Source organism: Agilicoccus flavus, assembly GCF_014857905.1.
In the GTDB taxonomy this organism is placed as follows: Bacteria; Actinomycetota; Actinomycetes; order Actinomycetales; family Dermatophilaceae; genus Agilicoccus; species Agilicoccus flavus.
In genome coordinates, this window is record NZ_JACYXE010000001.1 from 703,368 (window position 1) to 724,534 (window position 21,167).

Sequence of the window (21,167 nt, forward strand, 5' to 3'; positions counted from 1 at the left end):
CTGTCACCGGGCCCACAGGGGCGGACGCTGCCCCTGCCCGGGTCGACCCCGACGCGCGGATCCCGTTGACGCACAGACCGACCCGAGTGGAGCAGGCCCACGGGGACGACCGATCCCGGGGGCGCCCCGGATCAGGCGCGGGACGCGGCGTCGAGCAGCGCCCGCAGGACCGCCGCCTGCTCGGCGGCGGTCCGGGCCGCGTCGGCGGAACCGAGCTCCCCCAGGCGCCTCGAGAGGGCGGCCCGTTCGTCGGCCTCGACGGCGACCAGGGCCCGCATCTGCTCCTCGGTCAGATCGCGGCGGGCGACCTCGGCGGCCCCCACGCCGAGGTGCGGGGTCGCGACGTGGGCCGAGCCGCCGGTGAACGGGGCGACGTCCCCGACGTCGCCGGAGCGACCCGGATCGTCCGCCGCGGGCTCCCCCGACCCGGCGTCCGGGCGGGTGGGCGACGGCGACGGCACCGCCTCGGCGTTGTCGATGGCGGCGAGGGCGGTGCGCAGGACGGCGACGGTGTCGCGGTCCCGGGCCCGCATGCGGGTCCGCAGGGTGGACGTGAGCAGCGCCCGGATGCCGTCGCCCGAGGCCCCCAGCACGGCCTTGGGCCCGCCGGCCCGCGCGCCCGCCCGGATGGGCGCAGCGGATCCGTGCGATTCGGTGGACCCACCGGCCCCATCGGCCCCTCCGGACCCCGGCGTCGCCGTTCCGCCCGGGCGTCCGTCAGTCATCGGCGGACTCCACGACGGGCAGCCCGGCCCGGGCGTCGCGGTCGGACCACGCGAGCAGGGGTGCGATGTCGAACACCGCCTCGTCGATGCCGGCGTGCAGGTCGCCCAGCTCGGCGAACCTCGCCGGCATCGTGGCCACCGTGAAGTCGTCGGGCTCGCACCCGTCGATCTCGTCCCAGGTCACCGGGGCCGAGACGGTCGCCCGCGGCGTGCCGCGGACCGAGTACGCGGCGGCGATGGTGTGGTCGCGGGTGTTCTGGTTGAAGTCGAGGAACACGTGGGCGGGGTCCCGGTCCTTGCGCCACCACGTCGTCGTCACCTCCGAAGGGGCCCGCCGCTCGACCTCGCGGGCGAACGCGAGGGCGGCGCGGCGCAGGTCGGTGAACGAGTGGTCCGGTGCGATGCGGACGTAGACGTGCAGGCCGTGACCGCCGGACGTCTTGGGCCACCCCGTCGCGCCGAGCTCGTCGAGCACCTCGCGCACGATCGGGGCCACCCGCTGGACGCGGGCCCAGTCGCAGGCGTCGCCGGGGTCGAGGTCGATGCGCCACTCGTCGGGGCGTTCGACGTCGGCGCGCCGGCTGTTCCACGGGTGGAACTCGACGGTCGACATCTGCACCGCCCACGCGACCTGCGCGAGCTCCGTGACACACAGTTCGTCGGCGTCGCGGTCGTAGCGGGGGAAGTGCACGCGCACGGTCTCGACCCAATCGGGCGCCCCGGCGGGGACCCGCTTCTGGTGGACCTTCTTCTCGCCGATGCCCTTGGGGAAGCGGTGCAGCATGCACGGCCGCTCGTACAGCGCGCGCACGATCCCGTCGCCGACGGACAGGTAGTAGTCGAAGATGTCGCGCTTGGTGAGGCCGAGGTCAGGGAAGTACACGCGGTCCGGACTGGTCAACCGGACGGTGCGCCCACCGACCTCGACCTCGATCGCCTCTCCCGCCCCGGAACCCGCCACATCGGCAGGGTACGCCGACGGCGGCGACCCGGCGCCGGGACCGCTCGGGCGTCGGTCCCGGGTCGGTCCGGCGTCAGTCTCGGCCGGTCTCGCGGCCCCGCTCCGGGCGGCGCGCCAGGTCCTGCGGGTGGGTCGAGGAATGGACGGGGCTGCCGGACAGGTAGGTGGCGCGGGCGAGGGTGTTGCTCGCGACGGAGGAGACGACGAGCAGCGCGCCCACGGTGATGACGAGCCGCGCGAGCCCCCACCACGAGAACCCCTCGACGGTGAGCCCGTGCAGCCAGTGCGCGACGACGAGGCAGGGCACGCCGAGGGCGGTCGCGGGGCCGAGCACGTTGACCCGCCCGAGCGCGTCGTGGGCCCGGAACATGGCGACCGCGGTGACGAACACGAGCACGACGCCCACGAGAACGAGCACGGCCACGACGACGTCGACGACGAGGTGCAGCATGTCCATCAACGCCTCCCGCGGGTGAGGATCCGCGACAGGGCGATCGTCGCGAGGACGCCGAGGATCGAGCCGATCATCACGAGGTCGGCGATGACCGCGCTGCGCTTGACCATGCCGATGAGCACAAGAATGCCGATCGTCGAGAAGTAGATGAGGTCGCCGACGACGGCCCGGCTGCCCGAGTCCTCCGCGGTGGCGATGCGCGCGAAGCCCACGGCGACGCTGACGGCGAGGACGGCCACGCCGATCCAGAAGACGACGGTCACGGCGTCCCTCCCGCCGCGCGGGCGGCGGCCCGGCCGCGCGTCATCGTCAACAGGCGGGTCTCCATGTCGTGCAGCCCGGCGAGGATCGAGTCGCGATCGTCGTCGAACACGCTGTGCACGAAGAGGGTCGGGGGTTCGGTCTCGGTCGCCGAGGCGATGCCGACGACGAGGGTGCCCGGCGTGATGGTGATGGAGCTGGCCATGACCGTCACCTCGGCGTCGGTCGAACAGCGCAGCGGGAACTCGACGATCGCCGGCGTGAGGGGGTGCGCGGACGAGAACGCGGTGCGGGCGACCCGCGCCGAGCCGAGGACGACCTCGCGGAAGATGAACGCCGCGTAGGCGATCGTCGCGATCGGGTGCGTCAGGGCGCTCATCGTCCGAGCACCGCCTCGACGTAGGGGCCGACGTCGAGCAGACCGCCCGCGGCGTCCTGGGCCACCGGGAAGAGCACGCCGGCGCCGGCGAACATCACGACCGACACGGCGATGAGGACCGTGGCCGGCGCGAGGAGACGCCCCGGGATGCGGACGTCGTCCGGCAGCGGCACGGCGACCCCGCGGCCGTGCTCCGGGTCGTCGGGCCGGTAGGTCTGCAGCGGCGGGCCCCCGAACGCGGCCACCCACCACCGCTGGAGGGCGAGGAGGGAGATGACCGAGGCGATCATCATCGCGACGATGAAGACGACGCCCCAGGCCGACGGCGCGGCCGCGGACGCGAGCACGAGGCCGACCTTGCCCCACAGGCCCGACGTCGGTGGCAGCCCCACCAGCGAGAAGAGTCCGAGCCCGACGATCGCCGAGGCCCACCGCTCCCGGCGCATGAGCCCGGAGAGCCGGTCGAGGCGGCCCGTGCCGTACGTGTGCTCGACGGCGCCCACCGCGAGGACGAGGGCGCCGACGGTGACGATGTGGTGGACGAGGTAGAAGACGCCCGCGGCGAGCGCGGCCGGCGTGAACAGCGCGACGCCGACGAGGATGTGGCCGACGCCCGAGACCATCTGGTAGGCGATCCCGCCGCGCATCCGCCGCTCGGCGTTCGTGCCGAGGGCCCCCACGAGGATGGTCAGCACGACGGCCGCGCCGAACAGGCCCGCCCACGGGATCTGCCCGCCGTAGGCGACGGCCACGATCCGGTACACGGCGTACAGCCCGACCTTCGTGTGCAGGCCGGCGAACAACGCCATGATCCCGGCCGACGTCGCGGGGTAGGCCCTCGGCAGCCACCCGTGCACCGGCACGATCCCGCCCTTGACGAGCAGCGCGAGGAGCACGACGGACACCGCGAGTCCGACCTGCGGGTCGTCGGCGGCGGCACCGGCGAGCGCGGCGAGGTTGACGGTCCCGGCCGCGCCGTACACGAGCGCGGCGCCCATGAGCAGGAACGTGCTGGTCACGAGGTTGACGAGGACGAACATGCGCCCGATGCCGAGGCGCCGCCACGACCCGGTGACGGCGATGAGCGCGTACGACGGCAGGAGCATGACCTCGACGAAGACGAAGAGGTTGAAGAGGTCGCCGGTGAGCAGGGCGCCGTTGACGCCGCCCGTGAGCATGAGCGCCAGGGGCGGGACGAAGCGGTAGCGGTCCTCCCCGGTGAGGCACAGGAACCACGCGCACACGGCCGTCGTCGCGCCGGTGACGACGAGCATGACCGCGGTGAGCGTGTCGGAGACGAACGGGATGGCGATGCCGGGCTCGAAGGCGCCGACCGCGTCGGCGAGGACCGGGGTCGCCGCGTGCGCGCGCAGCAGGGCGAGCCCGGCGACCGCCGTGGCCGCCGGCACACCGACGAGCAGCGCGCGCTGCACGGCGGCCACGCGCACGACGACGGTCACGCCGGCGGCGAGCAGGGGCACCGCCACGAGGAGCGGGAGGAGGGCGGCGGGGCTCATGAGTCGGGCGTCTCCCCGACCTCGGGCGCGCGGCGCAGGTCGTCGTCGTGCCCGATCACCGCCATGGTCAGCATGAGGACCATGACGGCGAGCGTGATGACGATGGCGGTGAGGACGAACGCCTGCGGCAGCGGATCGGCGGCGAGAGCGGGGTCGACGCGGCCGGCGATGGGCTCCTCGCGGAACGACGTCACGCCGGCCGTGAGGATGAGCAGGTTCGCGGCGTGGCTGAGCAGGCCGATCCCGAAGACGGCCCGCACCATGCTGCGGCGGGTGAGCAGGTAGACGCCCGCGGTGACGAGGACGCCGATCGTCAGGGGCAGGATCATCGGCCCGGCTCCTTCGGTCGGGTTCCGCTGCTGATGAAGGACGTCGTGCGGCCGACCCGCCCCGGCGACTCACCGCGGACCGTGTCGAGCGGGCCGGAGAGCTCGCCCTCGACGGCCTCGTCGGCGCGCTCGCGGGTGCCCTCCTCGCCCGCGGTCCGGGTGGCGGCGCTCGTGCCGAGCAGGTTGAACGCGATCATGACGAGACCGAGCACCGCGAGGTAGACGCCGAGGTCGAAGACGAGTGAGCTCGAGAAGTGCCAGGCGCCGATGTGGCCGTGCAGCGGCTCGAGGAACGACGTCGCGCCCACGAGCCCCGCGAGGCCGGTGAGCACCGCGGTGATCACCCCGCCGCCGACGAGGAAGACGGGCAGCCGGGGCGGGCCGATCTGCCGGTCGCGCGAGGTCGACAGGTAGGTGAGCCCGACGATCGCCGACCCGACGAGCGCGGCGATGAACCCGCCGCCCGGCTCGTTGTGCCCGCGCAGGAAGAGGATCGCCGACACGAGCGCGAGGATCGGGTTGACGACCCGCAGCAGGAGCTGCAGCGGCAGCACGTTGGCCCACGCCGCCCGGATCGCGCGCTCGGCGGCGCTGCCGTCGGCGCGGAGGTCGATCTCGGGGATCTCCTGGTCGCCGGGCGGGTCCAGGTGGTCGTTGCGGACCGTCGAGACGAGCGCCACGATCGCGATGCCCGCCATGCCGAGCACCGTCAGCTCGCCGAGGGTGTCGAGGGCGCGGAACTCCACGAGGATGACGTTGACGATGTTCGCGCCACCGCTGATGACGGGCGCGTCCTCGATGTAGTGCTGCGCGACGCCGGAGGTGCCGCGGCGCCCGGTCAGGGCCCATGTGCCGGCCGCGGCCCCGACCCCCACGAGCGCGGCGAAGCCGAGCGCCCGCGCCCGGGAACCGCGGGACGAGCGCGGGAAGGTCGTCGGCAGCTTCTGCAGCACGAGCATGATGACGACGATCGTCAGTGCCTCGACGAGCATCTGGGTGAGGGCCACGTCGGGGGCGCCGAGGGCGATGATCTGGATGACGACGAGGACCCCGACCGCCGAGAGCGACACGGTGGCGGCGATCCGGTTGTGCGACAACGCGACCACGCCGGCGCCGACGGTGACGAGCACGAGGACGACGGCGTCGATGGGCGCCGAGAGCCCCGGCTGCGGCGCCGGCAGGTGCCCCCCGGAGGCGAGCACCGCGGCCCCGCCGGCGAGCAGCGCGGCGAACGAGCCGAGGATGAAGACGAGGTGCCGGGACGGATGGTCGACGGCCACGGGGCGGTCGACGACCCGGCCGGCCGACGCCAGCGCGCGTGTGAGCAGGTCGACGACGCGGGCGCCGTCGAAGCCGAACCAGTCGCGCTGCAGCGCGGGGAACACGCGCGCCCGGCGCAGGGCGACGAGGACGCCCGCGAGGACGACGAGCGCCGTGACCCAGAGCTCGAGGGTGAGACCGTGCCAGAGCGAGAGGTGGGGATGCTCGCCCGCGGCCCCAGCCGGCAGCCCCGCCTCCACGGCCGCGGCGACGGGCGGCTCGAGCAGGCCGAGCGCGAACGCGAGGGGGACCCCGAGGAGGATCGGCAGCGCGGTGGGCCACCACAACGAGGCCTCGACGGGGTGGATCTCACGCTCCTCGCGGCCGTCGACGAACCCCCCGAGCAGGATCTTCGCGCAGTACGAGAAGGTCAGCACCGACCCGAACGCGGCCACGGCGAGGGCGAGCGCGCCGGCGGGGGCGTCGCGCATCGCGGTGAGGATCGACTCCTTGCTGACGAACCCGAGCAGCGGCGGCAGGCCGGCCATCGACGCGCAGCCGACGAGGGCGACGGCGAACGTCCACGGCATCGCGCGGTAGAGCTGCGGCAGGCGGCGCAGGTCGCGCGTGTGCGCGGCGTGGTCGACGACCCCGACCAGCATGAACAGGCCGGACTTGAACAACGCGTGGGCGATCGTGTGGACGACCGCCGCCGTGAGGCCGACCGGCGAGCCGACCCCGATCGCGGCGACGATGAGCCCGAGCTGGCTCACCGTCGAGTACGCCATGAGCTTCTTGAGGTCGGTCTGGGCGAGGGCGAACCACGCGCCGAGGCAGTTGGTGAGCAGCCCGACCCCGATGAGCAGCACGTGCCAGACCGCGACGTCGGCGAAGGCGGGGCCGAAGCGCATGAGCAGGAAGATGCCGGCCTTGACCACGGCGGCGGCGTGCAGATAGGCGCTGACGGGGGTGTCGGCGGCCATCGCCGCGGGCAGCCACACGTGGAACGGGAACTGCGCCGACTTCGTGAACGCCGCGATGATCACGAGCAGCGCGACGGCCGTCGCGAACGACGGGTCGGCCCCCCACACGTCGCTGCGCAGGGCCTCGCTGAGCACGGTCGTGCCCGTCCGGGCGACGATCGCGCCCACCGCGACGAGCATCGCGAGACCGCCGACGAACGTGACCAGCAGCGCCTGGAACGAGGGCGCCTCGGCGCCGCGGCCGGACCGCGCGATGAGCAGGAACGACGCGATCGACGTCAGCTCCCAGCACACGAAGAGCACGACGAGGTCGTCGGTGAGGACGAGCGCGGTCATCGCCGCCGTGAACGTCGTCATGACGAGGTAGAAGCTGAGGTTCGCACCGTCCCGCTTGAGGTACCGCGTCGAGTACGCGAAGACGACGGCCCCGATGAGCGTGGCGATGTACGTGAAGAGGACACCGATGCCGTCGACGCGGAACGCGAGTTCGACCCCGAGCGCCGGCACCCACTCCATCGACCAGCGCGCGTGCCCGCCCGCGACGGCGTCGGCGGCCGCCGGCGTGAAGGCGCCCGCCGCGAGGAGGTAGAGCGCCGCGAGGGGCCACCCCGCGTTGCGCCCGGCCACGCGCACGAGCGGCGCCGAGACCACGACGGCGAGCACGAGCAGCGCCAGGGTGAGCGGGACGGCACCCGCGGGGGTCGTCAGCACGGGACGACCGGCACGCCGTGCGACAGGCCGGACGCGGGGTCCTGCCCCGGCGCTACGGCGAGAGCGGGCGTCGTCATGACCGACAACGTATCAACGACGACCGACAGCCCGACCCGCCCGCTCGCCACCGGGATGTGCAACCGCGCCCCCGCGGCGTCGGCGGCCTACAGGTAGTCGGCGGGGTCGAACTCCGCGATCGGGATGATCCGGACCCGCGAGAGGCGGGTGTTGAAGGCGCCCACGTCGTACTCGAGGTCGAAGGTCTCGAGGCCGCGGTGCGTGAGCTCGGCGAACCCGCCGTTGCGGAACTCGCCGAAGCCGACGACGCCCACGCGCCGCCCGTCGAGCAGCGGCTCCATCTGGGGCAGGAAGTCGCCGTCGTGGCTGACGAGCATGACGTCGGCCTCGCGCTCGGCCAGCGCGGCCAGGGTGCGCTGGATCGCGATGTCGACGACCTTCTCGTCGGGTGCCCCCATGAGCGGGACGGGGCGGTACCCGATGGCGAGGAGGGCCTGGACGAAGCTCATCGGCAGCTCGCCGTTCACGGCGAGGAAGAACAGCCCCGTGACCGGCTGGTCCCAGCGGGACTCCGCGAACCGGATGAGCCGCTCCCACCGGGGCCGCTCGTCGGGCCGCGGCCGGCGCCCGAGGATCGACGAGCCGAGCGTCGCGTCGACGTTCTCGCCGTCGACGAGGACGTACGTGCGGCGGGCGGCCTCCGCGGCGCTCTCGCCGGGGGTCTGCGTCCGCTCGGTCGGGTCCTCGACGCGGCTGTCGGTGCGTGGCTCCATGTCCGTCACGGTACGGGCCGCGGCCACGACGCGTCTGCTCCCCGGCGTCACAGCGCCACCACCCCGACGATGGCGGCGTTGAGCAGGTTCGTCATGGTGCCGGCGAGCAGCGCGAACAGGCCGAGCCGGGCGACGTCACCGCGCCGCTCGGGACACAGTCCGCCGAACGCGCCGATCTGGATCGCGATGGAGGAGAAGTTCGCGAAGCCGGCGAGCGCGAACGTCGAGATCATCAGGGCCTTCGGCGAGAGCGAGTCGACCTGCTGGCTGAACGCCGTGTAGCCGACGAACTCGTTGAGCACGGTCTTTTGGCCGATGAAGTTGCCGACCGTCGTGGCCTCGGCCCACGGGGTGCCGAGGACCCACGCCACGGGGGCGAACACGAGCCCGAACAACCCCTCCAGCGACCAGTTGTCCTGCCCGAACCACCCGCCGATGCCGCCGAGGATCGCCGAGAGGAAGGCGATGAGCGCGACGAACGCGATGAGCAGGCAGCCGACGATGACGGCGATCTGACCGCCGCTCATCGCTCCGCGGCCGAGGGCGTCGATGAGGTTGCGCGACTCGGTGTCGCGGACGTCGCGGACGCTTGCGTCGTTCGTCGGGGTCTCGGTCTCGGGCCACATCGCCTTCGCGATGAGCAGCGAGCCCGGCGCGTTCATGACGGCGGCCGCGAGCAGGTACGGCAGCGGCGCGCCGAGGAGCGAGTAGCCGATGAGCGTCGACCCGGCCACGGCCGCGAACCCGCCGGTCATGCACGTGAACAGCTCGGCCGTCGTCAGCGTGCGGATGTAGGGGGCGATCATCAGGGGGGCCTCGGACTGGCCGAGGAAGATGACCGTCGAGGCCCAGACCCCCTCGATCTTGCTCGTGCCCAGCAGTTTCTGCAGGCCGGTGCCGATGATGTCGACGACGAACTGGATGACCCGCAGGTAGTACAGGGCCCCGATGATCGCGCCGAGGAAGATGATGACCGGCAGCACGTTGAGCGCGAAGACGAAGCCCTTGCCCTCGGCCGGCAGCAGCGACCCGAAGACGAACTCCGTGCCCTTGGACGTGTAGCCGATGGCCTGGGTGAACCGTTCCGCCACCCACTTGAGGGCGGCGAAGCCGGGCTCCCACTTGATGACGAGGAGGGCGAAGGCGACCTGCAGCGCGAGGCCCACGCCCAGCGTGCGCCACTTGATGCGCGACCGGTGCTTCGAGAGCCCGATCGCCAGGCCGAGGATGACGGCGATGCCGATCAGTCCCTGGAAACGCTCCATCGCGGTCTCCTCCTAGTTCGTCAGGTCGGCGGGGCCGAACCCGTGGGGCAGGATCTGCTCGAACGGGTAGGACCGCGGGGCGCCGACCTCCTCGACGACGACGCGCTCGCAGCCGAACTCGTGGAGCACCTGCCGGCACGCCCCGCAGGGGAAGCACGGCGACGCCTCGAGGCCGATCACCGCCGCCGCGACGATACGCCGGTCCGCGTCGTCGTCGGCCTCCGCCACCATGCGCGTCGCACCGGTGCGTTCCGCGCAGATCGTCAGGCCGTACGAGGCGTTCTCGACGTTGCACCCCTGGACGACCCGCCCCGAGGCGAGGAGCAGGGCCGCCCCCACGGGGAACGAGCTGTACGGCACGTACGCGTGAGCGGCGGCCTCCCGCGCGAGGTCGAGGAGCTCCTCGTCGGTCGGGGGCGTCGCGCGGTTCGGCGCGGGGTTCGACGCGGTGGGGGTGTCCATGGCCCGCGAGCCTGCCAGGGCCCTGCGAGGCGGGCAACAGGGTGGGTCTTGTCCACGGCGGGTCGCGGCTCGCACGGACGGTCGTCGCGGGTGTCGATGCGGTGGACGGGCGGCTTCTCCCCCAGGTGAGGCCGACGACTCTGGCCCTCATGAGCCGAAGGGGGCACGATGACGATCATGACGACACTTACGCAGGGGTGGACGCGGGAGGCCCGCGACGCCCTCCCGGACGACGGGTTCCGGCGTGAGCTGCTCGACGGGGTTCTGCTGGTGAGTGCCGCGCCGTCGCCGGCGCATCAGTCGGTCCTCGCCGAGCTCTACGCCGTCCTCCGCCTGGCGTGCGGGCGTCACGCCGGCGACGACCTCGCCGTGCTCTTCGCCCCGCTCGACGTCACCCTCGCGCCGGACACCGTGCTCCAGCCGGATCTGCTCGTCGCGCGGCGTGCGGCGTTCGACGACCGTGGCCTGCCCGGGCCGCCGCTGCTCGCGGTCGAGGTCCTCTCCCCGGGCAGCCGGGGGATCGACGCCCTCCTGAAGTTCGAGCGCTATCAGCGCGCGAAGGTGCCCTCGTACTGGATCGTCGACCCCGCCGGTCCGTCGATCGACGTCTTCGAGCTGAGCGAGGGCACCTACCGAAGAACGGCGACGGTGGACGGCGACGATTCGTCCACGGTCGACGCCCCTGTCGCGGTCACGCTCACTCCGGCGGCGTGGCGCCGCTGATCACCGTGGCGAGGGCGGACATGACAAACGTCATCCCGCGGGGGTGCGGGCCTCACCCGGACCGGTGACTCCAGGCACGGGCCGGGGCTCAGAACCGGGCCCAGGGTGGAGACATGGACATCCACCTGCAGCCCGCGAACCGGCGGGACCACGCCTCCGCCGCCACCATCGCCCCCGTGGCGCACGACGAGCACACGACCACGGTCCCCGGTGACGCGCTCGTGGCCGCCACGGGACTGCGCCGCACGTACGGCAAGGGCGCGACGCGCTTCGAGGCGGTGCGCGGGGTCGACCTCGCCGCGCGCCGCGGCGAGCTGTTCGGCCTGCTCGGCACGAACGGCGCCGGGAAGACGTCGACCCTCGAGGTGCTCGAGGGCCTCGCGCGGCCGAGCGGCGGCCGGGTCCGCGTGTGCAGCGAGGACCCGTACACCCGGCGGCGCACGGTGCGTCCCCGCATCGGGATCATGCTGCAGGAGGCGGGGTTCCCCTCCGACATGACGGTCACCGAGGCCGGGCGCATGTGGGCGGGCACGATGGCCGCGCCGCGCCCGGTCGCCGAGGCCCTGGGCCTGGTCGATCTCGGCCACCGCGCCGGCGTCGCCGTGCAGAACCTCTCGGGCGGGGAGCGCCGCCGCCTCGACCTCGCCCTCGCGATCATGGGCCGCCCGGAGGTGCTCTTCCTCGACGAGCCGACGACCGGGCTCGACCCCGAGAGCCGCGCCGGCGTGTGGGATCTGCTGCGCCACCTCCTCGACCAGGGCACGTGCATCGTCCTGACGACCCACTACCTCGAGGAGGCCGAACGCCTCGCCGACCACCTCGCGATCATGCACGAGGGCCGCATCGTGCGGCACGGGACGCTCGCCGAGGTCGTCGCCGGGCAGCCGTCCCGCGTCGAGTTCGTTCCGCCCGCGGGCCTCGGCCCGGTGCCGGCCTTCGCCGGGGTCGACGTGGGCCGCGACGGCGATCGCGTCGTGCTGCGCACACCGGACCTGCAGGCCACGCTCGGCGAGGTGCTCGCGTGGGCCGGGCCCACGACCCTGCCGGGCCTGCGCGCGAGCACCGCCTCCCTCGAGCAGGTGTTCCTCGACGTCGCCGGGCGCAGCGACTCGGTCGACTCCGACTCCGCCAACGCCTCCGCGGCGGCCTGAGCCTCCCCCGGGCCGACCCCGCCTCGACGCGGCCCCGCCTCGGGCCCTCGCCTCACCCCACCGAAGGAGACCACCGTGACCACCCTCGACCGGACCGACCCCACCCCGACCCCGACCACCCCCGATCCCGCGCCCACCCCCGCCCCGGCGCTGCGCCAGATCGGCGCGTTGGCCCGCGCCGAGTGGACGCTGCTGCTGCGCAACAAGGTCGCGGCGATCAACTGTTTTGCGCTGCCGCTCGTGTGCGCCGTGTTCTTCCTCGGCGTCGCGCCCGATGCGCTCGGTCTCGGGGTCCTCGTGCCGACGATCGTCCTCGGCACCGCCCTGCTGTTCGTCGTTTACTACACGCTCGTCACGGCCCTCGTGGCCCGCCGGGAGTCGTTGCTGCTCAAGCGGCTTCGCGCCGGAGAGGCCTCCGACGGGGTCATCCTCGCCGGGCTGAGCGCCCCGTTCGTCGCCGTCACCCTCGGCCAGGCGGTGCTCGCGGCCGCCGCGGCGACCGTCCTGTTCGACCTGCCCCTGCACCCGCGGATGCTCCTGTTCCTCCTCGGCGCCCTTGCCGCGTGCGTCACCTGGGTCATGCTCGCCATCGCCTCCACCCCGATGACGAAGTCGGTCGAGCACGCGCAGATCACGACGCTGCCGGTGATCATGGTGCCGCTCCTCCTCTCGGGCCTGTCGATCCCGCTGGCCGTCATGCCCGAGCCGCTGCGCACGGTCGCGCAGCTCACCCCGCTCACCCCGGTCACCGAACTGTCGACCCTCGCGTTCGCGGGCACCGACCTCGACGGACGGGCCCTCGGCGGGGCTCAGGTCCTGCTCGCCGCGATCCGGCCGCTGCTCGTCCTCGTGGCCTGGGCGCTGGTCGGCACGTGGGTCGCGAAGCGGACGATGCGCTGGGAGGCCCGGTCCTGAGCTGGGAGACTGGACGGGACGGCAGGACCGAGCGGACGGGAGGAGGGAGCGCGATGGGCCACCGGGCCGACGGCACCGACCTGCGACGCTTCGAGACCTACACGCGGGCGTCCTTCCTCTTCGTCTTCCTCGCCACGCACGGCGCCGCCGCCCTCACGCTGGCGCCCACCTGGCGGACCGACGCCCTCCACGTGGCGGCCCTCCTCGGCCTGGGGGCGCATCTCGTGGCCTCGATCGTCCACAGCACGCGGGCCCTGGCGGAGGCGCCCCGGTCGCGCAGGACCGAGACCGCGTACGGGGTGTTCACGCTCGTCGTCACCGGTCTGCTCGCCGCGGTGGCCGACCCGGAGGCGTGGCGGGAGACGGGGGCCGGCGCGTACTCGCCGATCGCGCTCGTGCTCGGCGCCGGGCTCGCGACCCTCGGGCTGACGCTGCGCTGGCGGCACCTGGTGACCGCCGGCGCCGTCGCCGTCGCGGTGCTGGCGGCCGCGTTCCTCGCCCGCGGGGTCGGCGTCGCCGCGGTTCTCGGCCTCGTCGTCCTCGCGGTCCTGATCCTCGTGCTCCTCGCCCCGCTGGGCCCGCTGACGTGGTGGATGCTCGACGTCGTGCGCACCCTCGCCCGCTCCCGCACGACCCACGCCCGGCTCGCCGTCGCCGAGGAACGCCTTCGCTTCTCGCGCGACCTGCACGACGTGTACGGCCGGACGCTATCGGCGATCGCGCTGAAGAGCGAGCTGGCCGCCGAGCTCGCCCGCCGCGGCGACGAGCGGGCCGTCGGGGAGATGACGGCCGTGCGGGACCTCGCGCAGTCCTCCCTCGTCGACGCCCGCCGGCTCGTCGCCGGCTACCGCGACATCGACCCGGCCACGGAGCTCGCCGGGTCCCGCTCCGTGCTGCGGTCGGCGGGGGCGCGGCTGACCGAGACCGGCGTCGACGACGCACTGGCCCGGCTCGACGACCGGGGGCGGACGGCCGCCGCCTGGGTCCTGCGGGAGGCGTCGACGAACGTCCTGCGCCACAGCGCCGCGAGCAGCGTGCACGTCTCGGCCCGCATCGTGGGCGACCGGGTCGAGCTCAGCATCGTCAACGACGGGGCCGATCCACGCGGCGCGGACCGGCCCGGCTCGGGGACGGGTCTGCTCGGCCTGTCCGAGCGGCTGCGGGAGGTCGGCGGGGCCCTGAGCACCTCCTCCGGCGAGGGTCGCTTCACCCTCGTCGCCACCCTGCCGCTGTGCTCCCGGGTTGTGCCGGGGCCCGACGCGGACGCGCCCTCGGATCGTCAGGACGCCGCGGAAGGCGCGGCCGCCGCCCACGCCGACGCCCACGACCAAGGGACCCTGCCGTGAGCGACCCCACCCCCACGCCGATCCGCCTCCTGCTCGCCGACGACGAGAACCTCTTCCGGGACGCCCTCGCGATGCTGCTCGGGCTCCAGGACGACCTCGAGGTCGTCGCGCAGGCCGCGTCGGGCCCGGAGGCGGTGGCGATGGCCGCGGCGACGACGCCGGACGTGGCCCTGCTCGACCTGCAGATGCCCGGTGAGGACGGCATCGCCGTCGCCGGGCGGCTGCGCGCCCAGCAGCCCGGCCTCGCGACGATGATCGTCACGAGCCACGGCCGCCCCGGGTACCTCAAGCGGGCGCTCGAGGCCGGGGTGCGGGGGTTCCTGCCGAAGACGGCGTCGGCCGCGACTCTCGCGGGGGCCGTGCGGACCGTCCACGCGGGGGGTCGGTACGTCGACCCGGAGCTGGCCGCGGACGCCATCGCCGCCGGCGCGAGCCCGCTGTCGGCGCGGGAGGCGGACGTCCTCGAGCTCGCGGCCGACGGCGCCCCGGTCGAGGACATCGCCCGGCGAGCGAGCCTCTCGCCGGGCACGGTCCGCAACTACCTGTCGGCGGCGACGGCCAAGGTGGGCGCCGCGAACCGGCACGAGGCCGTGCGGTTGGCGCGGGCCCAGGGGTGGATCTGAGGCCCCGGTCCGCGAACGGAGGCGAGCTCGCGAGCCGCACCGACGGCGAGAGGGCTCGCCCCCGCGCCGAGGGCCGTGGCAGGGTGAGGACGACGCTCGCCGATGCCGCCGCCGTCCCTCGGCGGTGCGCATGGCGCGCCCGGTCAGCACCGAGCAGAGGGCGAGGAGACCCATGACCACGTTCGACGCCGTCGATGTCATCCGCCACAAGCGTGACGGGCAGGCCCTGAGCCCCGAGGAGATCGCCTGGGTCGTCTCGGCGTACACGGCTCGGGAGGTGGGCGACGAGCAGATGGCCGCGCTCGCCATGGCGATCTTCCTGCGGGGCATGACGCGCGCGGAGATCGTCGCGTGGACGCAGGCGATGATCGACTCCGGGCAGACGATGAGCTTCGCGGACCTGTCCCGGCCGACGAGCGACAAGCACTCGACGGGCGGCGTGGGCGACAAGATCACGCTGCCCCTCGCGCCGCTCGTCGCGGCGTTCGGAGTGGCGGTGCCGCAGCTCTCGGGGCGGGGCCTCGGGCACACCGGCGGCACCCTCGACAAGCTCGAGTCGATCCCCGGCTGGCGCGCCGAGGTCTCGAACGCGCGGCTCATGGAGATCCTCGACGACGTGGGCGCGGTGATCTGCGCCGCCGGCTCCGGGCTGGCCCCCGCGGACAAGCTCCTCTACGCGCTGCGCGACATCACGGCGACCGTCGACTCGATCCCCCTCATCGCGAGCTCGATCATGAGCAAGAAGATCGCCGAGGGAACGGGCGCGCTCACCCTCGACGTCAAGGTCGGGTCGGGCGCGTTCATGACCGACCTCGACTCGGCCCGCGAGCTCGCCCGCACGATGGTCGACCTCGGCACCGACGCGGGCGTCCGCACGTCCGCGCTGCTGACCGACATGTCGACCCCGCTGGGGCGGACCGTCGGCAACGCGCTGGAGGTGCGCGAGTCGGTCGAGGTGCTCGCCGGGGGCGGGCCCGCCGACGTCGTCGAGCTGACGTGCGTGCTCGCCCGCGAGATGCTCACCGCCGCCGGGCGGGACGGCGACGACGTCGAGGCCGCGCTCGCCGACGGCCGAGCCATGGACGTGTGGCGGGCCATGATCGCCGCGCAGGGCGGCGACCCCGACGCGCCGCTGCCCGTCGCGACCCACACCCACGACGTGCTCGCCGAGCACGACGGCGTGCTCACCCGCCTCGACGCGCTCGCCGTCGGCGTCGCGAGCTGGCGTCTCGGCGCCGGCCGGGCCCGCAAGGAGGACCCGGTCCAGGCCGGTGCCGGGATCGAGCTGCACGCGGTGCAGGGTGACCGCGTCACCGCCGGTCAGCGCCTCTTCACCCTGCACACCGACACCCCGGAGCGCGTCGAGCGGGCCCTCTCGTCCCTCGACGGCGGCTACGACGTCGACCCCACGGCCGCGGACGGGACCGGGCGGCGTGAGAGCGTCGTCCTCGACCGCGTCACCGCCGCCGACCCTGCCCCCGCCTGAGCCCCCGAAGCTCGAGCGAGTCCGATCGCGGCAACAGCGGGTCGCGAGTCTGCGACCCGCACCGAGCGACAGCACGAAGGAGACCCCATGCCCACCCGTTCCGAGGTCGCGCAGATGGTGGACCACACCCTGCTCAAGCCCGAGTCGACGCCCGCGCAGGTCGCCGAGCTCGCGGCCGAGGGCGCCGAGCTGGGGGTCTACTCGATCTGCGTGTCACCCAACCAGCTGCCCGTGACCGTGCCGGGTGGGGTCAAGGTCGCCACGGTGTGCGGCTTCCCCTCCGGCGCCCACCAGAGCGAGGTCAAGGCCGCCGAGGCCGCCCGGTCGGTGCGCGACGGCGCCGACGAGGTCGACATGGTCGTCGATCTCGCCCTCGTGAAGACCGGCCGCTGGGCGGAGGTCGAGGCGGACATCCGCGCCGTCCGCGACGCGTGCCCGGCGCCGGTCGTGCTCAAGGTCATCATCGAGTCCGCCGCCCTGACCGACGACGAGATCGTCGCGTGCTGCGAGGCCGCCGAACGCGCCGGCGCCGACTTCGTCAAGACCTCGACGGGCTTCCACCCCGCCGGGGGCGCAAGCGTCGAGGCGGTGGCCCTCATGGCGAGGACCGTCGGCGGCCGGCTGGGCGTCAAGGCCTCCGGCGGCATCCGGACCGCCGAGGCGGCCCTCGCGATGATCGACGCGGGCGCCACCCGCCTCGGCCTGTCGGGGACGCGGGCGGTGCTCGACGGGCTCGACGGGTCCGCTGCCTCCGCCGACCCCGCCGACGAGGGAACGCTGGGGGCCGGTCACTCCGACACCGCCGACTACTGAGCCCACGCTCGAGCCGACCCCGTGCGGCGGCGGGCCCGGCCACGTGGTCGCGGCGCCGCCGGTCGCGCAACGGGCCGGCCCCGGCAGGTCATGCGGTCGTCACGCCGCCGGCCCCCGGCCCGCCCCGACAATGGCCGGCCCCAGCAGGTCACGCGCTCGCGGCGCCGCAGGCCGTCGCCGCGAGGCGGGCTCGCCCGGCCCGGAGGGGCCAGTCCGGCAACAGTCGGACCGCGAGGGGGGCGTCGACGACGAGGGGGTCGACGATCTCGAACCCGGCGCGGTCCAGGCCGGCCCCGAGGTCGCGGTCGAGGTGGCAGTTCGCGGCGTAGCGCACCGAGAGCGGGGTCAGAGCGGATTGGACCCACCCTCGGGCACCGCGACCTCGTTCGTGCTCGAGGAACAGGAACGCCCCACCCGGCCGCAACACCCGGGCCACCTCGGCGAGCGCGGCGCCGACGTCGTCGACGGAGCAGAGGACCAGGGTCGACACGACCGCGTCCGCGACGCCGTCGGGGACGGGGAGCGCTTCGGCCCGCCCGGCGAGGACCCGCATCGAGGCAGCTCCGGCCGCCCGACCCGCCACGCGACGCAAGGCCTGCTCGCGCATGGCGGGGAGGGGTTCGACGAGGTCGACCGGCGTTGCGGCGGCGTAGTGCTCGACGTTGGCTCCCGTGCCGGCACCGATCTCCACGACGTGGCCGCGCACGTCGGCGAGGAGGCGTCGGCGCACGTCCGCGAGCACCCGGCGCTCGAGGCCGGCGAGCATCCGGTCGTAGCCCTCGGCGAACCGGCGGGCCCGCGCCTGCTCGCGCGGCGACCGTGTCGGGACCGCCGGATCGTCGGTCATGCCACCTCCCGGATCTGCTGATCGTCGGGGCTTCGTCTCTGATCTCCAGTCTCGATCCGCCGCGCCGCTTCGGCCACCGGCCGAGCCGGCACCTCCGCGACCCTCGACCGCACCGCGGATCACGGCGTGCAGGGCGGTCAGGGGCGGTCAGGGCTGTGACGGTAGGGAGTTTTCACGACAACGACACTGCCAATGCTCGACGCTCTCACGTCGACGCTGGTCAGAGGCCCGGCCGTTTCCCGACTGCCTCATTGGCAGTGTCGTTCGCGTGAAAACTCCCCGCCGGGTCACCCTGGCGCGACGGCCTCACCCGCCCGCGTCGGCGCGCCCAGGTCGTGAGATGTCACGTGGGGCCGTGCGCGTCCGCACCTCTCCGGTCACTCGTGAGATCTCACGATGTGTTCGATGGGCCGGGGTGGCGGCGGCGCGCGGCTCGGCGCGGCCTCACAGAGACAGGGCGGCGGCGGTGTCGGCGGACAGGCGCGCGAGGCGGTCGGCGGCCGCGGCGCGCGGGACGTCCCGCCCCTCGCAGGGCAGGACGACCTCGAGGTAGCACTTGAGCTTGGGCTCGGTCCCGGACGGGCGCACGACGACCCGGTCGTCGGCCTCGGTCCGCAGCAGGACGCCGTCGGTCGGCGGCAGGTCGAGGTCGGGCACCCCGTCGGCGAGATCCACGGTGCTGGTCACGGGGGATCCGGCCAGGTGCGTCGGCGGGTCCGCGCGCAGCGCGGTCATGGCCGCACCGATGGTGGCGACGTCGTCGACGCGGAACGTGAGCGGGGCGGTCGCGTGCAGGCCGTGCGCGCGGGCGAGGTCGTCGAGGGCGTCCTGCACGCCGAATCCCTCGCGGCGCAGGCCGGCGACCAGCGTCGCGACGCGCACCGCCGTCCCGATACCGTCCTTGTCGCGCACCGCCTCGGGGTCGGTGCAGTAGCCGATGGCCTCCTCGTAGCCGAAGACGAGCCCGTCGACGCGCGCGATCCACTTGAAGCCCGTGAGCGTCACCGCGTGCGCGAGCCCGTGGGCGGCGGCGATCCGGCCCAGCAGGCGGCTCGAGACGACCGAGTTCGCGAGCGCGGGCCGCGCCGACCCACCGGCCTGTCCTCTCGGGCCCGTGTCGGCCGCGTCGGCGCTGCGCGTGGTATCGGCAGGGTCGAGGGTCCGCCCGGCGCCGACCGTGTGGGCCCTCCGCCCGGCATCGGCAGGGTCGAGGGTCCGCCCGGCGCCGACCGTATCGGCCCTCCGCCCGGCATCGGCAGGGTCGACGGTCCGCCCGGCGCCGACCGTATCGGCCCTCCGCCCGGCATCGGCAGGGTCGACGGTCCACCCGGCGCCGACCGTATCGGCGCTGCGCCCGGCATCGGCAGCGTCGAGGGTCCGCCCGGCGCCGGCCGGGTCGGCGCTGCGCTCGGCATCGGCATCGGCATCGGCATCGTCGAGGGTCCGCCCGGCGCCGGCGGGGTCGGCGCTGCGCCCGGCATCGGCGACGCGGCGTGCGGCCTGCTCGCCGAGCAGGCCACCCAGCTCGTCGCCGCTGAGCTGCCGCCACCCGTCGGGCCCGGGCACCGCGACGGCGCATCGGTCGGCGTCGGGGTCGAGGGCGATGACGACGTCGGCGGCGCGCTCGGCCGCGAGGGCGAGCGCGAGGTCGAGTGCGCCGGCCTCCTCGGGGTTGGGGAACGGCACGGTCGGGAAGTCGGGGTCGGGGTCGGCCTGCTGGGGCACGACGGCCACGTCGTCGAAGCCGGCCGCGGCGAGGACCCGGGCGGCGACGGCGCCGCCCACGCCGTGCATGGGGGTGAGCACGATCCGCACCCCGGCGGCCTCGGACCTCACACCGCTCTCGGTGCTCTCGGTGGCCGCAGTGCTCTCCGTGGCCGCGGAGGTCTCGGATGCTTCGGGGCTCTCGGGGCCGCCTCGCAGCGACGCGGCCCGCTCGACGTAGGCGTCGACGAGGTCGTCGCCGACGATCCGCCACCCCGACTCGGCGCGAGGCACCTCGTCGGCGGGCGGGGCGGTGGTGATGCGCGCGGCGATGAGCTCGTCGGCCGGCGGCACGATCTGGACGCCCCGGCCGGGCCCATCGGCGGCCCGGCCACCGAGGTAGACCTTGTAGCCGTTGTCGGCCGCGGGGTTGTGCGAGGCAGTGACCATGACTCCGGCGTCGGCGTCGAGTCGCCGCACGGCGAACGCGAGCACCGGCGTGGGGAGCGGGCCGGGCAGCAGGTCGACCTCGCAGCCGGCCGCGACGGCCACCGCGGCGACGTCGCGCGCGAAGGCCGCGGACCCGCGCCGCGCGTCGAGCCCGACGACGAGACGCGGCCGCTCCCCCGCGGCCCCGGCGAGGTAGGCCACGAGGCCCGCGGTCGCGCGCACGACGACGGACCGGTTCATCCGCGTCTCGCCCGCCCCGACGACGCCGCGCAGCCCCGCGGTCCCGAACGTCAAGGGCCCTGCGAACGCGGACGCCAGCTCGGTGAGGGCGGCGGCGTCGCCGCGGTCGGCCCGGTCGACGAGGCTGGTCAGCGTGGCGCGGTCGGCCGGATCGACGTCGTGTCGGGCCCAGTCGGCCGCGCGGGCGAGGAGGTCGTCGGTCACCCGCCCACGGTAGCGACGGGTACCGACACCCGACCAGCGCCCGGGCAGCTCTGGTCCTCGGCGCTCGCCTCGCGAGGCGAGTCGCGGTCGGTGGCGCGCCGCCGCAGTGCGTGGCCGTGCCCAGCCCGGACCCGCAGCCGGGCGGTAGGGGCACCACCACGCCTGCCGGCCACCCTCCGCCGGGCGAGCTCGACCGCCTGCTCGAGGAGGCTGTCGTCGACGTCGTCGCCAGGTACTTGGCGGGGGCGAACAGGGTCACGCCTCTCTCCTGCCCGGGCGGGTCGCGGGCGACTCACCCGAACCGGACCAGTCATCGCGGGCCCGTGCCCGCCGTCGCCGGGGGGGTGAACGGGGTCGCGTGTCTCCCGCGCCCGGGCGGGTCGCGGGCGTCTCACCCGAGCCGGACCAGTCATCGCGGGCCCGTGCCCGCCGTCGCCGGGGCCTGGCCCTATGCGACGACCCGTGGGCGCCGGGGGAGGCTGCTGCCTCCCCGACGCAGCGGAGTCCTCCCGGAGCCCGGCTCGCGGAGGGTCGGCGTCGTCGGCCGGTGCCGTGGGCGCGTCCCTG

The 21,167-nt window shown here is 74.5% G+C and carries 20 protein-coding genes; 7 read left to right on the forward strand and 13 right to left on the reverse strand.

Annotated features, from left to right (window positions below):
* Positions 1-131: 131 nt before the first annotated feature.
* From ICW24_RS03160 to ICW24_RS03210, 11 genes are all read right to left on the reverse strand, one after another.
* Entirely contained in the window at positions 132-725 is a 594-nt protein-coding gene (locus ICW24_RS03160) for a hypothetical protein (RefSeq protein ID WP_226344226.1), read from the reverse strand.
* Positions 718-1,686, reverse strand: a complete 969-nt coding sequence (gene ligD, locus ICW24_RS03165; RefSeq protein WP_226344227.1) for a non-homologous end-joining DNA ligase — start codon at positions 1,684-1,686, stop codon at positions 718-720. Before ligD ends, ICW24_RS03160 begins: the two co-directional genes overlap by 8 nt.
* A gap of 73 nt (positions 1,687-1,759) precedes the next feature.
* Positions 1,760-2,143 (reverse strand): monovalent cation/H(+) antiporter subunit G, encoded by a 384-nt coding sequence (locus ICW24_RS03170; protein WP_226344228.1) that lies wholly within the window; start codon positions 2,141-2,143, stop codon positions 1,760-1,762.
* Positions 2,143-2,403, reverse strand: a complete 261-nt coding sequence (locus tag ICW24_RS03175; protein ID WP_226344229.1) for a monovalent cation/H+ antiporter complex subunit F — start codon at positions 2,401-2,403, stop codon at positions 2,143-2,145. Before ICW24_RS03175 ends, ICW24_RS03170 begins: the two co-directional genes overlap by 1 nt.
* Entirely contained in the window at positions 2,400-2,780 is a 381-nt protein-coding gene (locus tag ICW24_RS03180) for a Na+/H+ antiporter subunit E (protein WP_226344230.1), read from the reverse strand. Before ICW24_RS03180 ends, ICW24_RS03175 begins: the two co-directional genes overlap by 4 nt.
* Positions 2,777-4,297 carry a proton-conducting transporter transmembrane domain-containing protein gene (locus ICW24_RS03185; protein ID WP_226344231.1) on the reverse strand — a complete coding sequence of 507 codons (1,521 nt, stop codon included), beginning with the start codon at positions 4,295-4,297 and terminating at the stop codon, positions 2,777-2,779. The genes ICW24_RS03180 and ICW24_RS03185 overlap by 4 nt, the downstream gene beginning before the upstream one ends.
* Positions 4,294-4,626 carry a sodium:proton antiporter gene (locus ICW24_RS03190; RefSeq protein WP_226344232.1) on the reverse strand — a complete coding sequence of 111 codons (333 nt, stop codon included), beginning with the start codon at positions 4,624-4,626 and terminating at the stop codon, positions 4,294-4,296. The genes ICW24_RS03185 and ICW24_RS03190 overlap by 4 nt, the downstream gene beginning before the upstream one ends.
* Positions 4,623-7,580, reverse strand: coding sequence for a DUF4040 family protein (locus tag ICW24_RS03195; protein ID WP_226344233.1), 2,958 nt, complete (start codon positions 7,578-7,580; stop codon positions 4,623-4,625). Before ICW24_RS03195 ends, ICW24_RS03190 begins: the two co-directional genes overlap by 4 nt.
* Before the next feature lie 164 nt (positions 7,581-7,744).
* Positions 7,745-8,371 (reverse strand): NYN domain-containing protein, encoded by a 627-nt coding sequence (locus tag ICW24_RS03200; RefSeq protein WP_226344234.1) that lies wholly within the window; start codon positions 8,369-8,371, stop codon positions 7,745-7,747.
* A 47-nt stretch (positions 8,372-8,418) separates the two neighbouring features.
* Positions 8,419-9,636 (reverse strand): NupC/NupG family nucleoside CNT transporter, encoded by a 1,218-nt coding sequence (locus tag ICW24_RS03205; RefSeq protein ID WP_226344235.1) that lies wholly within the window; start codon positions 9,634-9,636, stop codon positions 8,419-8,421.
* Between the two features lie 12 nt (positions 9,637-9,648).
* Positions 9,649-10,098, reverse strand: a complete 450-nt coding sequence (locus ICW24_RS03210) for a cytidine deaminase (RefSeq protein WP_226344236.1) — start codon at positions 10,096-10,098, stop codon at positions 9,649-9,651.
* A 177-nt stretch (positions 10,099-10,275) separates the two neighbouring features.
* Here ICW24_RS03210 and ICW24_RS03215 point away from each other — a divergent pair, with 177 nt between their 5' ends.
* The 7 genes from ICW24_RS03215 (at position 10,276) to deoC (ending at position 17,155) form a co-directional block, all read left to right on the forward strand.
* Positions 10,276-10,821, forward strand: coding sequence for a Uma2 family endonuclease (locus ICW24_RS03215; RefSeq protein ID WP_226344237.1), 546 nt, complete (start codon positions 10,276-10,278; stop codon positions 10,819-10,821).
* A 113-nt stretch (positions 10,822-10,934) separates the two neighbouring features.
* Positions 10,935-11,972, forward strand: a complete 1,038-nt coding sequence (locus ICW24_RS03220) for an ABC transporter ATP-binding protein (protein ID WP_226344238.1) — start codon at positions 10,935-10,937, stop codon at positions 11,970-11,972.
* Positions 11,973-12,047: 75 nt separating this feature from the next.
* Positions 12,048-12,887, forward strand: a complete 840-nt coding sequence (locus ICW24_RS03225) for an ABC transporter permease (RefSeq protein ID WP_226344239.1) — start codon at positions 12,048-12,050, stop codon at positions 12,885-12,887.
* A 53-nt stretch (positions 12,888-12,940) separates the two neighbouring features.
* Positions 12,941-14,233: a sensor histidine kinase gene (locus tag ICW24_RS03230; RefSeq protein WP_226344240.1), complete on the forward strand. Its 1,293-nt coding sequence runs from the start codon at positions 12,941-12,943 to the stop codon at positions 14,231-14,233.
* Positions 14,230-14,856 carry a response regulator transcription factor gene (locus ICW24_RS03235; protein WP_226344241.1) on the forward strand — a complete coding sequence of 209 codons (627 nt, stop codon included), beginning with the start codon at positions 14,230-14,232 and terminating at the stop codon, positions 14,854-14,856. Before ICW24_RS03230 ends, ICW24_RS03235 begins: the two co-directional genes overlap by 4 nt.
* Positions 14,857-15,028: 172 nt before the next feature.
* Positions 15,029-16,342 carry a thymidine phosphorylase gene (locus ICW24_RS03240; protein WP_226344242.1) on the forward strand — a complete coding sequence of 438 codons (1,314 nt, stop codon included), beginning with the start codon at positions 15,029-15,031 and terminating at the stop codon, positions 16,340-16,342.
* 87 nt (positions 16,343-16,429) lie between these two features.
* The gene (gene deoC, locus ICW24_RS03245) at positions 16,430-17,155 is read left to right on the forward strand and encodes a deoxyribose-phosphate aldolase (protein ID WP_226344243.1); all 726 of its coding nucleotides are present in this window, start codon (positions 16,430-16,432) and stop codon (positions 17,153-17,155) included.
* Positions 17,156-17,303: 148 nt separating this feature from the next.
* On the opposite strand, the gene ICW24_RS03250 is transcribed toward deoC, so the two are convergent.
* The gene (locus ICW24_RS03250; RefSeq protein WP_226344244.1) at positions 17,304-18,002 is read right to left on the reverse strand and encodes a class I SAM-dependent methyltransferase; all 699 of its coding nucleotides are present in this window, start codon (positions 18,000-18,002) and stop codon (positions 17,304-17,306) included.
* Between the two features lie 444 nt (positions 18,003-18,446).
* On the reverse strand, positions 18,447-20,600 hold the full coding sequence (locus tag ICW24_RS03255) for a phospho-sugar mutase (protein ID WP_226344245.1): 2,154 nt from the start codon (positions 20,598-20,600) through the stop codon (positions 18,447-18,449).
* Positions 20,601-21,167: the final 567 nt, after the last annotated feature.